We start from the raw sequence: 13,759 nt of genomic DNA, 5'->3' as shown, positions 1-13,759 counted from the left end.
TCAGGCTAAGAGCCGATTTGTTAAAAGTTATATAAAACTTTATTTTTTGTGAGCTAATAAGATATTAACAATCGTGTCAAGTTGAAGCTCCAGCGAATAAGGATCTTCCATGACAAACTCATCGCCCTTTTCGCTGAATGAACCGTACATATAAACCTGTCCTTTTTTTACAGCCGGAAGGCCTTTCCATAGCTCACTATTTAGAACTTGATTGGCCCCATCATCTTCCGAACCGTACACAAAGATATGATCCCCTGTATACTCAGGCAAAACCTCAAGCGAAATATTTTCAAATCCTTCTTTCATGTGCAATGCTTTCTTCGTAGGTGGCAGCTTTAACATCTGATAAATGGTTGGACTTCCGTAATTTCCGCCTTCTGCCGCTAAAACATATACTGATTTGTTCGCAACCTGCACGATCGAAACTGTCTCTCCGTCCTTAACGATACCGTCAATTTTCTTTCTGGCCTCTGCGACTTTATTCTCATATTCAGTGATCCACTGCTCGGCTTCTTTCTCCTTACCAAAGATTTCACTAATTCTGCGGAATTTATCCAGCGGCCCCGGTGTAGATTCGCCCTCCCAATATGGCAGGAACACAGTTGTTCCAACCTTTTGGTAACTGTCGATGTTTTTTTCTATCGAACCTATGATTAAATCCGGTTGCAGAACCGTCAGTTTCTCCAGATTCATAGGAAATTCGCCGAGATCCTTGATTCCGACCAACTTCTCTTTGGGATATCCTGATTTATCAATCCAGGCCTCATTCAGCATAAAGCTTCTGACCCCTACCGGAATAATTCCCAGTTTCAAAAGATGACCCATATACTGATCAGATGCAACTCGCTTCGGGTTTGCAGGTACTTCTACATCTCCTTTTAGTGTCGATACTGTTCTTGTCTTTGCTTGCACTGTCGCTTGTCCATCGCCATTGGATGCTGTCGTTGTAGAATTAGCCTCTGATTGCGAGCTTCCATTTGTATTGGCAGGAGCTGAACAAGCTCCCAGCATCAATGATAAACACAGCATAATCATCATGGCGGTTATTTTGACTCTTCCGTGCATGAATAAATCTCCTTCCACGTTATACTGATATTGATAATCAATATCAGTATAACGTGTGGAAGAAGTCTGCTGAAGGGCATATGTTAGCATCTTTTGGGGCATATCCTGATCTTGCTTCCTGACATGATGCTGCCGTTCATTTTTAAATCGTACAGGAGAAAGTCCTTTATATTTCTTAAAGCTGCGGCTTAATGAATGAGCATCCAGATACCCCACAATCTCCGCAATTTCCTGTAAAGTGGCGTCCGTCTCCATTAAAAGCTGAGCTGCTCGATCTATCCGTACCTGACCCAAATAATGAATCGGACTGGTATGCATTTTATTCTTGAACAGCCTTGATAGATGCCCGGTGCTACACTGCAGTTCCTCTGCAATGGACTCAAGTGTCATAGAGCGGCTGGAGTACTCACGAATATATGCTACAGCCTGCACTACCAGGTCGGGCTTAAGGGGTTCAATGCCTTGTCGATACAACTGCTGCAACAGCTCATATACAAATTGTTGAAATAAGACTTTGACATGCAGTTTTCCAAGTCCGGAAGCTTTACGCCATTCTTGCTCCAACAGCTTTACTTTATCATACAGGGGCAGTGGGTAATGAGGTGCGAAGGCATACTGATTCTGAAAAGGATTTTCCTTTTCCAACAATTGTGCAATCTCCTTGCGACAGGTCAGGGCCAACGTTGCCTTGTACAGGATGATGTAATATTCAAGCACATCATCCGTAATGACGCTCAGGCACATTCCTTTTCCCCCATGCAGCACATGAAAACGCTCCACCCTATGAATGCTGTCGTCCAGCCGCACTCGCGCACTACCGCGCAGAGTAAACAAGAACGCACTAGCCGGAAGTCTATAGCTCCGCAACTCCTCCTCTTTACCCATTTTCTTATGACGAACATCCAACACTTGTATAAAAACATGATTCCAGAGCAAGATGTGATCATTTAATTTCATTGCTTTTGTCCAGCCCCCGATCCAAACCATCCACGTACCTGATCGCATTCACATTCAACTATAATATATTATAGTTGATAACCATTCTCACAGGCAATGAATTGATTTCGTACGGTGCCTCTACTTTGCACTGTCCATTTTTTTGACCGCGTTCTCCGCAGCCTCCATAATTACTTCTCCCAATGTGGGATGGGGATGAATGGTTAGAGCCAAGTCTTCTACGGTTGCGCCCATCTCGATAGCTAGAGCAAGCTCCGAAATGAGTGTTGAGGCTTCAACACCCACGATTTGCGCCCCCAGTACGATTCCCGAATCTTTTTTTGCTACGATTTTGATATATCCGTCTGCTGCCCTTAGTGCCAGTGCTCTGCCGTTAATCCCAAACGAGGCTCTGCCAATGACAATCGGTAATGCTTGTTCCTTGGCTTCGGTTTCACTTAGGCCAACACTAGCCAGCTCCGGTTCAGAAAAAACAACCAGCGGTATGGCTTTATAATCCACTTTGGCAGCTTGACCTGCAATCGCTTCTGCCGCAATCTTCGCTTCATAGGAAGCTTTGTGGGCAAGAGCTGGACCCGCCGTAATATCTCCAATGGCAAAAATATGGGGTATAGCCGTTCTACACTGCTCGTCTGTCTCAATCAGCCCTCTGCTCGTCACTGGCAAGCCAATGTGCTCCAGTCCTAACGTGCCATCTGTATTGGGCTTTCTGCCTACAGTAACTAATACAAACTCTGCGGTAACATGATACTGCTCCTGATCTTTTGAATAATGCAGCGTAATGGCATCCGTATTCTGCACGGCTTTTTCGGCTGTCGCACCAGTTACGATGTTTACGCCATCTGTCTTCAACTGCTTGACAACAGGGGCCACAAGATCCGCCTCAAATCCCGGCAATATCCGTTCCCCTCCCTCCAGAATTGTTACCTTAGTTCCAAATTTGGCATACATCTGTCCAAGCTCGATGCCGATATATCCACCGCCTATCACGACCAGACTGGTCGGAGCCTCTGGAAGCGAAAGCGCCTCTGTAGAGGACAAAATACGTCCGCCAAACGGAAATGCTTTCAGCTCGATTGGGCGGGAACCGGTTGCCAATATGGCATGCTTAAAGGATATCGTTTGTTCCGCTCCATTTTGCTTGATGATAGCTGTATGCTCATCAACTAGGCTTGCCTCCCCTTCCAGAATACTCACACCTGCCGCTTTCATTAAATATCCGACTCCGCCTGCCTGCTTATTCACAATCCCCTGCTTGAAGGCTTGAGCATTTATGAATGACGCTGCTGTATCGGCCTGATTGAACTGCCTGAGTACCTCATAGCGATGTGCTTCGGCAATCAAAGCTTTGGATGGAATGCAGCCCACATGCGTACAGACTCCACCTAGCTGACTGCGTTCGACAATGGCTGTCTTCATTCCAAGCTGAGCAGAACGCCCTGCCGCCACATAACCCCCCGGACCTGATCCAATGACCAGTGTATCTACAGATTCAAGCTTGCTCATAACCTGATGCCTCCCTTTAAAATTGCCGATTTAAATATGATAATCATAATATATTATAGTCATCATATTTTGCATACGTCAATAGTCGTGGTCAGCTCTGCTGAAGTTGTTGTGGCATGAAGAACAATTGACACGCTTTATTATGATGATTATAATATTTTGAAGTTAGCATTATGAAGCCGTGGAGTGATTACAATGCCTTATCCAAAAGGCCACAAGATGAAAGTACGGAGCAAGATCGTTGAAAGTGCTGCCCAGGCTTTTCGCGCCAACGGTATCCACGATGTAAGTGTGCCCTTTATTATGAAAGGGGCTGGATTAACTCACGGCGGATTTTATTCACACTTTGAGAACAAAGAACAGCTAGTCGCTGAAGCCTGTCGCTATGCTGTCAGTGATACCCTCGCACTGCTTCAGAAAGCTGTTGACCAAGAAGCGCAAGATCCCAAAATTAATGTTATCATCGACTACTATTTAAGCACCCATCACCGTGATCGAACAAAAATGGGCTGTATTATTCCTGCTCTTTCCGTAGACATAGCCCGTTCTTCCGAAGAAATCCGGCAGATATTCACGCAGGAGCTGAAACGTATGATTACGTTTATCTCCAATCTGGCGGGAATGGATCTGTCCAAAGGTAGCGCGTTGTTCAGCAGTATGGTCGGTTCTCTAGTGCTTGCACGTTCAGTTAATGATCCTGAACTGAGCGACAGCCTTCTCTCGGCAGGCAAACAATACGCCAAAGCGCTGGCTAACAGTTGAATGTGAACATGTTTCACGTACGCAAAAAAGCCGCTAAACACCAATCAATCCTTGGTATTTAGCGGCTTTTTCCTATGGGTTTAAACTCAATATGGGAACGGCGATTTGTCAGAGATTCCATGTCCCACTCGCCCAATCTCTGTTAGGTTCCAAATCGTTTACGGTACCCGCACTTGCGGCACAGCTCTTCCACCGCTTCTCTCTTGGAGAATCCGAAGTACAAGCGATTTGCACGTTCCCCTTCAACAATGTCGGTAAAAGATTGCTCGTGCACGTTACCTAAATTTATAACGCCTTCCCCATCAAGACAGCAAGGGACGACTGTTCCATCGACCAATACCGCAGCCTGACTGCGAAGCGCATGGCAAAAGCCTTTTCCATCATCCTCCGGGGCACTCAGACTTGGCCATTCAAATTCGTGATCCTGATTTAAATAAACGTTTGGTGCGATTTTGACCCCACTGCCCGGTATCACTTTTTCCTCAATCCGGTAGTCTAACCCAAATTCTTGCTCCAATCGCTCAAGTGTCTCCCGGTTGCGCTGACGCTGCACATTCGTCAAATTATCTTGAGTCAGGTTCCAGAGACGAAACGAAATAATGACATTATGCTTGACAGCTTCTCTTGCAAACGTAAAAATATTGCCCAAATATCCTTCCCGGTCTACCGAGCCTTCATGCCCGTCAAAGCTGTGAAGCGAAAAATTCATCTGTCGTAGCGCAGGCTGACCCAACAGCTTATGTCCGGTTTTCGGCAGCAAAGTGCCGTTGGTGGTAATATTCACCTTCAACCCTTTTTCATGAGCACTCTCCAGCAAAAGGTCAATTTTCGGATGAAGCAAGGGCTCTCCTTTTACATGCAAATAAATGAAATCCGTATGCGGCTTGACCTGATCAAGAACATTCCGAAAGATTTCAGGATCAATAAATTTTTTCACACGCTGCGTCTGAGGGCAAAAGCTGCAAGCGAGATTGCAGATACTTGTAATTTCAATATATACCTTTTTAAAAGTCTTCAACATGATTTCCCCATTCTAAACTTCATCCTGAACATCTTATTATGCTCATTAATCTAATTCCTATGATTATACCGGGTTATCGCGGACAGGTAAATCATTTATGTTCGTTCACTTGCGCATCTTCTGCTGTCCTCCATTTGCTATTGACCTTAGGTCAGACCTAAGGTTTATAGTAGTGTTATTCAACAACACAGAAGGAGTCCTGTCATTGAAAGAATACATTACGATCAGCCAGCTTTCACAGCTTATGAATGTATCTGTACATCAACTGCGATATTTTGAAGAAAAGGGGATTCTATATCCGTCATACACAGAAAAAAATCAATATCGAATGTATGGTCTTCATGAGATTTATCAGCTTTCCCATATTTTAATGCTACGTAAATTAAATGTCTCTGTGGGTCAGATTGAAGAATGTATGACTTCCTACTCATCCGATGACTATAACCATCTTTTAGAGCATTCGTTGCAGAAAGTACAGGATGAAATAGCTAACTTGAAGCAGCTTGAGCAGTTTATTCACAAAGTGCTAAAAGAACATCATAACCTCACCCAGCAGGACCATGGATATCAGATCCGGCTGTTTGGCCCCCGATATTTAAAGCTGTGGTTTGAATTGGAGGAGGGTCAAGAGCTAACTGCCAGAGATCTATTCGAACAGCGGCCCGCCCCACCCCAGTTATTTGAAAATGATCTGCATTATCTAGCTGATTCTGGACAGGTGAAGCTATGTTATGAAACGACAGAAATAACAGATACAGCTGACTATATTCTGGAAGAAGGCAGCTATCTTTATAAGCCTTTTTCCGTCACTGAAGACGCTGAGATTGAATATGAAATCCAACAGCTGGAGCGCTATGTTGCTCAGCACCAATATAAGTGCCAAAGTAAATTTATTCTGGTGGAAAAATCCTATCTTTCCATGTTCGACAACAACAGGTTGTATTATGAGATTCAAGTTAAAGTAAAATAAACTTTTTGGAGTGCGGGAGGCCGTTACATGAGTCCAGAGTCAATTGATATTGTTGCTTATCAAAAACAAGACTATGAAGCTGTATGTAAGCTCTTAGTGGAATCATTTAAAACTAAATTTCAAGCTCTTGTTACACTGGAGGATCAGGATATACAGCAGCTACTCATGAAGGTCTGGGTTCAAGACCCTCATCCTTCAACGATGAAGCAATTTGTAGTTAAAGAGAACAAAGAAGTTGTCGGTGTCCTCTCCCTCAAATGGAAAGCACCTTCCTCTTCGCTCCCTAAAACAATACCTATTTCTTGGGTTCCGCTCATAAAACATTTTGGCTGCTTCAATGTATTTAAATTTTTGACAGGTATGCATGCGTTGGAATATAAGCCTGCCCCAGATGAGTGTTACATCGATCATTTGGCGATTCGCGCAAGTCATCGTAATCAGGGGATAGGACGACGTTTTCTAACTTTCGCACAGCAATTTACGGTTGAATCCGGTTTTGATGTGTTGACGCTTCATGTAGCGCATAAGAATCAAGGGGCTATCCGTTTGTATCACAAACTAGCGTTTGAAGTAGAACAATCCAAATATAATGGTTTGCGGCATTTTTGGTTCAAGGAGCCTGTATGGCATCTGATGAGCTGGAAAGAAGCTACACTGCATTCGAGGAGAGAACATCATTGAAAAAAACATTAACACTTACTCTTGGTATTGCGGCAGTTCTGGCCGCTGCCTTAATATTGTTTATTTTATATCAAAATTCCTACAAGATGACGGAAGAAAAGGTACAAATTGAGACTCCTAAAGGGATATTAACGGGTACATTAGCTTTGCCTAAGGACTACTCAGGAAAGGTTGGACTGGTTGTTTTTGTCCATGGAGATGGTCCGATCAATGACACATACGATGATGGATACAAACCACTGTGGGAAAGGTTCGCTTCCAAGGGTTATGCCTCTTTGTCACTGAACAAGCCCGGTATTAATGGCGCTCCTGGAAATTGGCTGGACCAAAGCATGGAGGACCGGGCACAGGATATCCGATATGCAATAGCCTGGGCGAGAACCTTGCCGATGATCGATAAGCAGAAAATCGGCCTATGGGGAGCAAGTCAAGCAGGCTGGGTCATTCCGAAGATCGTGAAAGAGGAGCATAACATTGCTTTCAGCATCCTGGTATCACCAGCAGTGAACTGGATTACACAAGGGCAATTTAACACCAGAAAAGAGATGGAACAAGCTGGGGCTACTCCGCAAGAAATTACAAAGAGATTGGACTATAATCAACAGATTTTGCAGTTACTGCAAAAACATGCTTCTTACGAAGAATACCTGAAAATAGCTAACTCTGACAATTTAATTTCCAGAGAAAGATGGTATTTTATAGGTGAGAATTATCAGTCTGACTCTACTGAAGAATTAGGTTACTTCCATTCTCCAGTACTATTGGTTCTAGCTGGAAAAGATATAAATGTTGATGTCAAAGATACCGAACGAGTGTATCGACAGAAGGTGCCTTCGCAGTTGCTATCCGTCATCCATTTACCTGAAGCCGATCATTCCATGATGAATGAAAAAATCGCGCATTCCAAGTCTCTCACTTTCTTAACTGCCGTATTTGCCCCCCGAAAATTGGTGAATGATGTGTATCTAAAAATCCTTGCTGATTACGTCATTCGGCGTTAAAATGTTTCCCCATTTAGAGAAAAGGAAAATAAAATAATCCACATGTGTAGTCCCAGATCTGCTCCCCTCCCGGACTACACATATGGATTACCATGAATGAAAGCCTTGACCTGATGCTTATCAGCGATAGTTCTTAATGTTTAGAGATATCCCTCCTCCTTCTTTTTAATAATGGGAGCTATTTTTTAAGCAGCAAATAAGCAAAATAAGGCACACCGATTAACGACACCATGATGCCCGCTGGAATACCGTCGGGATCTGTGAGATTGCGACCAATCGTGTCCGCGGTTAAGAGCAGCCAGCCGCCAAGCAGAACAGCGACGGGAATGAACAACTGATTGCGTGGGCCGACCAGTGACTTGGCCATGTGCGGGGCCATCAACCCGATAAACGCGATACCGCCTGTGACGGATACCGCAGATGCAGCCGCGGCGACCGCCGTCAGAATAAGAACGAGGCGTTCCCGTTCAAGCCTCAGACCGACGCCAATCGCCGACGGTTCGCTCAAAGCAAGAAGATTGAGACGTTGAGATTTGTACAAGGTAAACGGTATAAGCAGGATCAGCCAGGGAAGCAGTGCCCAAATGAACGGCCAGTCCGTGCCCCATATATTGCCCGCAATCCATTTCGCGATAAAATCGACCTTCGAGCGTTCAGCCGAGGAGATGATTACAATCATGATCCCCGACAGCGCAAGGGAGAAACCAACCCCCACCAGTACAAGCCGGATGGGATCAAGTCCGCTCGTTCGGCTATACGAGAAAACATAGATCAAAGCTGCTGTTACCAATGCGCCCATAAAAGCGACAAGTGGCAGAACATAGACGAACGATCCGACATCGATCGGGAAATACAGAAAGAAGCACGCAATCGCTACGCCCGCCCCAGAATTAATGCCGATGATGCCTGGGTCGGCCAAGTCGTTACGGGTGATACTTTGCAGAATAGAACCGGATAACGCAAGCGCCATACCCGACAACAACGTAATAAAAATCCGTGGCAGTCGGACGGAGAACAGAACAAACTCTTCTTTGAAGGTGCCTTGACCGAACAAAACAGGGATCAGCCTGTCAAACGATAATGAAGAATACCCGCAAGCCATGCTGGCTATAGCGGTTAGAACGATTAGCCCTAAACTGATGAGCAGAATCAGGCGTTGTTTTCGAACAAGGGCGGATAGGATCATAAGAAAGCTTTACCTCCTCTACGCACGACGAGCAGAAAGAATGGCAAGCCCAGCATCGCCACGATGGCCGTCACCGGAGTCTCGTAAGGTGCATTAATCGTGCGCCCCAGCGTATCTGCAAGCAGCAAGAACGTAGCTCCTACAAAAATCGAGAAAGGCAGGATATACCGATAATCGGTGCCAACCATTTTGCGGACGATGTGAGGAATCATCAGCCCCACAAATGCCATGTTTCCAACAAGCGCGACCGATGCGCCCGTAATCACAATAACAAGAACGAACAGGATGAATTTGATCCTTAACAGATTTTGCCCTAATCCTGCCGCCACCTCATCGCTCAGGCTGAGAATACTCAATTGGTTGGAGAGTATCAGAGCTGCCACAATTCCGATAAGGATCACTGGCGCAATGGCCTGTATTTGCCCCCATGTCGTTCCAATCAGGCCCCCGGCGGTCCACATGGATACGTCCTTTGAAATCTTGAAAGCGATGCTGACGCCATCCGAGATGGCATACAAAAACGCAGAGACAGCCGCTCCCGCCAGAACGACTCGGATCGGGGACAGGTGTCCTCGGCGCATTGAGCCAAGGACAATGACTAACACTGCTCCCAGAGCAGCACCGAGAAAGCAGGCAACCATGATGCCGAAGTAGTTGATCCCGGGGATGAATACGAAAGCCAATGCGAGCGCCATATTGGCGCCGGAAGTCAGGCCCAGCAAGCCTGGATCAGCCAGTGGATTTCGGGTAACTCCCTGCATAATAGCACCGGACACAGCAAAAGCGGCACCAACCAGCATCGCCGCCAGCTCGCGGGGTAGCCGAATCTCACGCAGGATGAGAATCTTGTCATCCTTGGTACCCGAGGTGAGAGCAAGCCACAGGTCGTGGAGCGTCGTTTCCGCTGCACCGAATATCATTGAAATGATGAAACACAAAATGAGCGCCAGCACGCTGCCAAGAAGCTTATATGCAAAGGGAAAGGCATGTTGTTTAATCTTCATCGGACTCTCATCTCTTCTTTAATGAAATATGCGAAGAAACTGTTGGTTAACAAGTTCCTTCGCATCGGGTAAATTGGTTCACAACGAAAGACGAATCGTTGCCATGATTTGAATCGTAGACGACCCTAAGCGTTGCAGTCCCGAAATAGGAATCAACTCTTACTGACCGAGAAAATGTTGAATGAAAAATTTCAATTGGTATTCCATACTCAGTGGATCGTTAAAGTAGAACGCCTTCGCATCGGCCTCGAAGACACGTTGATTCTTGACTGCGGGAATATTCTTGTACGTTTCGGTATTCTGGAACGAATTATCCTCATCCACGTTTTTACTAAAAATGACATAGTCACCTAGGTAATCTTTCATAACCTCCGTCGATAAGGCAAGATAGCCTTCTTTCTGGGTCGCCTCCTTGACTTTCTTCGGCATGGCGAGTCCGAACTCCTGATAGAGAATTTCGGTTCCGCGGCCAAAGTTATCGCCATAGACATAGAGTTGCTTATTGAATGTTTCGATAACGGAAACCGTCGCATCTGCACCGATCTTCGCCTTGATTTCTTTTCCGGCTTTTTGAGCACGGGCTGTAAAATCATCGGCCCAGGCTTGTGCTTCTTTTTCTTTATTCAACAATTTTCCGATTTCACGTTGCTGGGTTAAGAAATCCACCTTGCCATATGTATAAGTGACCGTAGGAGCGATTTGCTTAAATTTATCGACGTTCTTAATATCTGAAAGCCCGATAATAAGATCCGGATTCAACTCGATGATCTTCTCCAGACTTTCATCTGTCACCGCCTCGGCGCCTTCGAGCTTCTCTACAAAATTCGGGTTGGTCTTGGACATTTCGTCCACGCCGACCAGAGGCACACCGAGCGCCATAACGTTACCTGTTAAGAACCTGGTAAGCACAACGACGCGTTGTGGATGGGTCGGAACCTCCACGGGGCCATTCTCGGATTGGTAGACGAATGTGGTAGATTCCGATTTAGAGTCCGAAGCAGCCTCAGAGGACGAACTTTTACTATTCTGGGTATGGTTCGCTTGGTTTCCGCCACAAGCACTCAATACAACCACAAGTAAAAGTACCAGCGGAATAAAAAGCTTTTTCATAAAATAACTCTCTCCCTTTCAAAACGCTATGTTCAATGAGTCTTCATATCGTGCATGAGACGCTAATCTTAAACTTAGCACCTTTTCATTGATTATGAAATTCATTCTCATTTGTATGAACTAATTATATGGAACCACTATGCACCGATCCATGCCTTTTTGTTTGGAAAATGACTTGGACTATTGGTTACTTGTAAATAAAGCTACCGCGCGTTGAAGCTGCAAACGAATAGAAACCGGATTGTAGGGCAACCATTCATCCAGGTCAAGCAGATGTACATTATTCCGCTGTACAGCGGGAAGGCTGCTCCAATAGGAGGACCTGAATATCTTTTCACTATGTGCGGTGGAGCCCTTCTCATCCGGAAACACAGCAACCAATAATTGAGACCCAGCATAAGCTGCAAGTTCGGATATCTCAATGGGAATAGAATGAAATTGATCCCCACGCTTCTTCATCTCCTGCCCAATCAATTCAGGAGGCCGTAGTCCAAGCGATTGATAGATAATATATCCGACATTTCTCGCTCCGTAAACGAGCAGCTTATCTGGCTTAATCACCAGAATCGTTATAATTTCATGAGCGACTGCGCATTGCTGGATCAGTGAACGGGCTGCCTGTTCTTCCTTTTCAAAAGCAGCCAGCCACTGCTCTGCCCGATCGCTCCGCTGAACAGCATGTGCAATACGACGCAGATGCTCTTTCCATCCCATTTCCATCCATGAAATTTCCACGATAGGCGCTACAACTCGCAAATGCTCAGGATTTAGCCCATATTGGTGCAAATGCTGTTTGGCTGCAATGATCAACTCAATGTTGGTATCGAGCAATACTGAGTTCACCTGTTCAGCAGAACAGTTCGTGCTTATAAACTTCATCGTTTGCGGTGGCTCCAGACCATTCGTCTTCACATATTCGCTGCTTTCCGAAATGGTGACAGCAGGTTCCAACCCAAGCAGCAACAGATGGCTGGCGTAAGGTATAAGCAATACAGCCACACGCTGGGATGATCCGCGGTTGTAGCTTGAAGGTGATGCTCCTGTATGCTGCTTAAAACGACGGCTTAGATAAAATTCATCCTTGTAACCTACCTTCATTGCAATTTCCCGGAGCGTGCCTGATCCGTTAATTAACAGCTCTTTGGCTCGATGAACGCGCAGCCGCGACAAATATTCGTTCGGGGAAAAACCGGTAAGCTGCTTAAGCTGGATAGAATAATGTGATCGGCTTACGCCTGCAATCGCGGCCAACTGCTCACGCGTTATTTTCTCGTTATAGTGATTTTCCAAATAAGTAATGCTGTGTTCCATCGACGGCTGCTCACTGGCAGCATACTTGGCCTCCTGCTGTTTCAACAGTTGAAGAATGATTAGGTGAAAGATAATTTGATTCTGCACATGACGGGCTTCACTAGCAGGTAAACGATGGATATACAGCTCCTCCACATTAGCCACAATCGCAGGTTCATAATGGGAAAACTGAATATTGGCATTGGATGCCACCTCGCTTTTCCGCATCATTGCGCCTGCGGGCAGAGCGCTCACCTGCTCAAGCGTACGGATTAAAAGTTTATAAGCATGAAGTGGTTGCTGGAGATTCGTAATTAAAGCGGCATGGCTATGCGCCGGGAGAAGGATGACGCTCCCTTCCACAAGCTCGTACATTTGGTCATGAATCCTGAGAATGCCTTTGCCGCTGGCAATCGCAATCAGCACGGTTACACTCTCATGAATCTTGTACATCGGAAAATTAGAGGTGCTGTACAGCGAATGGATGCTTTCAGCAGTATATAAAGGAAAATGGGACTCTGCCCACTCCGAGACAACGTTATCCACAAGCAAAGCCTCCATTACAAAATATTGAGGAATGTCTTTCAGTCCTCTGCGTTGTATTAAGCAAAAAAGTCCAATTATATAGCACAAAAACGATATCTACACTATAAATGATCAAACCTTTTTCATGCTACTGCTATTCTCCAAATTCCACATCTTATGCAGATCATGTATTCCGCAAGAGTATACTATGCTCATGCTACCCCACCTTGGATTTTTACAATACAGTCCTCAGTTTAGCCGCTGTAATCCATAAAATCAGGTCATATTGTTAAGAAAACCTCTTTGTTGTAGTAATTCTTTCGTACAGTTCCACAGTTTATTTTGCATAGCAATATCTCCACCGGGGTGTACAGGTACAATCGAATGTCCGGTTCCGACATTAAAATACCCTCCTGTAACTGCCTGGTACTGCGGATCCACAATTAAACGAGTCATAATATCAGCTCCTCTGCGTGGATCACCAATATGAAAAAAATTCAATAAACGCTCAAGCATTGATGCAAACCAGAGCTCACGTCCGAGACCAGTAACATTAAACCCCGGATTCAGAGCGTTAACACTGACCCCCGTACCAGTCCATTGACGTGCCAGTTCACCCGTAAACATAATGTTAAACAGCTTGGTTTTTCCATAAATTGCAGACGAGCCTCTGGCAGTAAA

12 protein-coding genes are annotated in these 13,759 nt (G+C 45.3%); 4 read left to right on the top strand and 8 right to left on the bottom strand.

Annotation, left to right across the window (positions count from 1 at the left end; genetic code table 11):
* Positions 1–39: 39 nt before the first annotated feature.
* Together C1I60_RS15020 and lpdA are read right to left on the bottom strand one after the other, a co-directional pair.
* The gene (locus tag C1I60_RS15020) at positions 40–2,022 is read right to left on the bottom strand and encodes an AraC family transcriptional regulator (RefSeq protein ID WP_137062472.1); all 1,983 of its coding nucleotides are present in this window, start codon (positions 2,020–2,022) and stop codon (positions 40–42) included.
* A gap of 120 nt (positions 2,023–2,142) precedes the next feature.
* The gene (lpdA, locus tag C1I60_RS15015) at positions 2,143–3,528 is read right to left on the bottom strand and encodes a dihydrolipoyl dehydrogenase (protein ID WP_137062471.1); all 1,386 of its coding nucleotides are present in this window, start codon (positions 3,526–3,528) and stop codon (positions 2,143–2,145) included.
* A gap of 195 nt (positions 3,529–3,723) precedes the next feature.
* On the opposite strand from lpdA, the gene C1I60_RS15010 reads away from it, so the two are divergent.
* Positions 3,724–4,290: a TetR/AcrR family transcriptional regulator gene (locus C1I60_RS15010; protein WP_137062470.1), complete on the top strand. Its 567-nt coding sequence runs from the start codon at positions 3,724–3,726 to the stop codon at positions 4,288–4,290.
* A gap of 142 nt (positions 4,291–4,432) precedes the next feature.
* On the opposite strand, the gene C1I60_RS15005 is transcribed toward C1I60_RS15010, so the two are convergent.
* The gene (locus C1I60_RS15005; RefSeq protein WP_137062469.1) at positions 4,433–5,311 is read right to left on the bottom strand and encodes a radical SAM/SPASM domain-containing protein; all 879 of its coding nucleotides are present in this window, start codon (positions 5,309–5,311) and stop codon (positions 4,433–4,435) included.
* 205 nt (positions 5,312–5,516) lie between these two features.
* Between C1I60_RS15005 and C1I60_RS15000 the strand changes: the two genes are divergently transcribed.
* Genes C1I60_RS15000 through C1I60_RS14990 form a run of 3 tightly spaced genes read left to right on the top strand, consistent with a single transcriptional unit; the run spans position 5,517 to position 7,963 of the window.
* Entirely contained in the window at positions 5,517–6,281 is a 765-nt protein-coding gene (locus C1I60_RS15000) for a helix-turn-helix domain-containing protein (RefSeq protein WP_137062468.1), read from the top strand.
* A 27-nt stretch (positions 6,282–6,308) separates the two neighbouring features.
* On the top strand, positions 6,309–6,962 hold the full coding sequence (locus C1I60_RS14995) for a GNAT family N-acetyltransferase (RefSeq protein ID WP_137062467.1): 654 nt from the start codon (positions 6,309–6,311) through the stop codon (positions 6,960–6,962).
* On the top strand, positions 6,959–7,963 hold the full coding sequence (locus tag C1I60_RS14990; RefSeq protein WP_137062466.1) for an alpha/beta hydrolase family protein: 1,005 nt from the start codon (positions 6,959–6,961) through the stop codon (positions 7,961–7,963). Before C1I60_RS14995 ends, C1I60_RS14990 begins: the two co-directional genes overlap by 4 nt.
* A 178-nt stretch (positions 7,964–8,141) precedes the next feature.
* Here the strand turns inward: C1I60_RS14990 and C1I60_RS14985 are convergent, their stop codons facing one another.
* The 5 genes from C1I60_RS14985 to C1I60_RS25675 form a co-directional block, all read right to left on the bottom strand.
* The gene (locus tag C1I60_RS14985; RefSeq protein WP_137062465.1) at positions 8,142–9,149 is read right to left on the bottom strand and encodes a FecCD family ABC transporter permease; all 1,008 of its coding nucleotides are present in this window, start codon (positions 9,147–9,149) and stop codon (positions 8,142–8,144) included.
* Positions 9,146–10,153 carry a FecCD family ABC transporter permease gene (locus C1I60_RS14980; RefSeq protein ID WP_137062464.1) on the bottom strand — a complete coding sequence of 336 codons (1,008 nt, stop codon included), beginning with the start codon at positions 10,151–10,153 and terminating at the stop codon, positions 9,146–9,148. The genes C1I60_RS14985 and C1I60_RS14980 overlap by 4 nt, the downstream gene beginning before the upstream one ends.
* Positions 10,154–10,312: 159 nt before the next feature.
* The gene (locus C1I60_RS14975) at positions 10,313–11,263 is read right to left on the bottom strand and encodes an iron-hydroxamate ABC transporter substrate-binding protein (protein WP_137062463.1); all 951 of its coding nucleotides are present in this window, start codon (positions 11,261–11,263) and stop codon (positions 10,313–10,315) included.
* A 180-nt stretch (positions 11,264–11,443) separates the two neighbouring features.
* Positions 11,444–13,099: a helix-turn-helix domain-containing protein gene (locus C1I60_RS14970; protein ID WP_137062462.1), complete on the bottom strand. Its 1,656-nt coding sequence runs from the start codon at positions 13,097–13,099 to the stop codon at positions 11,444–11,446.
* Between the two features lie 255 nt (positions 13,100–13,354).
* A partial coding sequence (locus tag C1I60_RS25675; protein ID WP_491844698.1) for a Rossmann-fold NAD(P)-binding domain-containing protein occupies positions 13,355–13,759 on the bottom strand: 405 nt, incomplete at its 5' end.

This window comes from Paenibacillus terrae (assembly GCF_005217525.1).
GTDB lineage: Bacteria > Bacillota > Bacilli > Paenibacillales > Paenibacillaceae > Paenibacillus > Paenibacillus terrae_C.
This window is presented reverse-complemented; position numbering and strand designations above follow the sequence as displayed.

Bases quoted from the DNA above. Each gene is read 5' to 3' on its own strand.
- C1I60_RS15020 (WP_137062472.1), bottom strand. From the start codon at position 2,022: ATGAAATTAAATGATCACATCTTGCTCTGGAATCATGTTTTTATACAA.
- C1I60_RS14985 (WP_137062465.1), bottom strand. From the start codon at position 9,149: ATGATCCTATCCGCCCTTGTTCGAAAACAACGCCTGATTCTGCTCATC.
- C1I60_RS14975 (WP_137062463.1), bottom strand. From the start codon at position 11,263: ATGAAAAAGCTTTTTATTCCGCTGGTACTTTTACTTGTGGTTGTATTG.
- lpdA (WP_137062471.1), bottom strand. From the start codon at position 3,528: ATGAGCAAGCTTGAATCTGTAGATACACTGGTCATTGGATCAGGTCCG.
- C1I60_RS14995 (WP_137062467.1), top strand. From the start codon at position 6,309: ATGAGTCCAGAGTCAATTGATATTGTTGCTTATCAAAAACAAGACTAT.
- C1I60_RS15010 (WP_137062470.1), top strand. From the start codon at position 3,724: ATGCCTTATCCAAAAGGCCACAAGATGAAAGTACGGAGCAAGATCGTT.
- C1I60_RS14980 (WP_137062464.1), bottom strand. From the start codon at position 10,153: ATGAAGATTAAACAACATGCCTTTCCCTTTGCATATAAGCTTCTTGGC.
- C1I60_RS15005 (WP_137062469.1), bottom strand. From the start codon at position 5,311: ATGTTGAAGACTTTTAAAAAGGTATATATTGAAATTACAAGTATCTGC.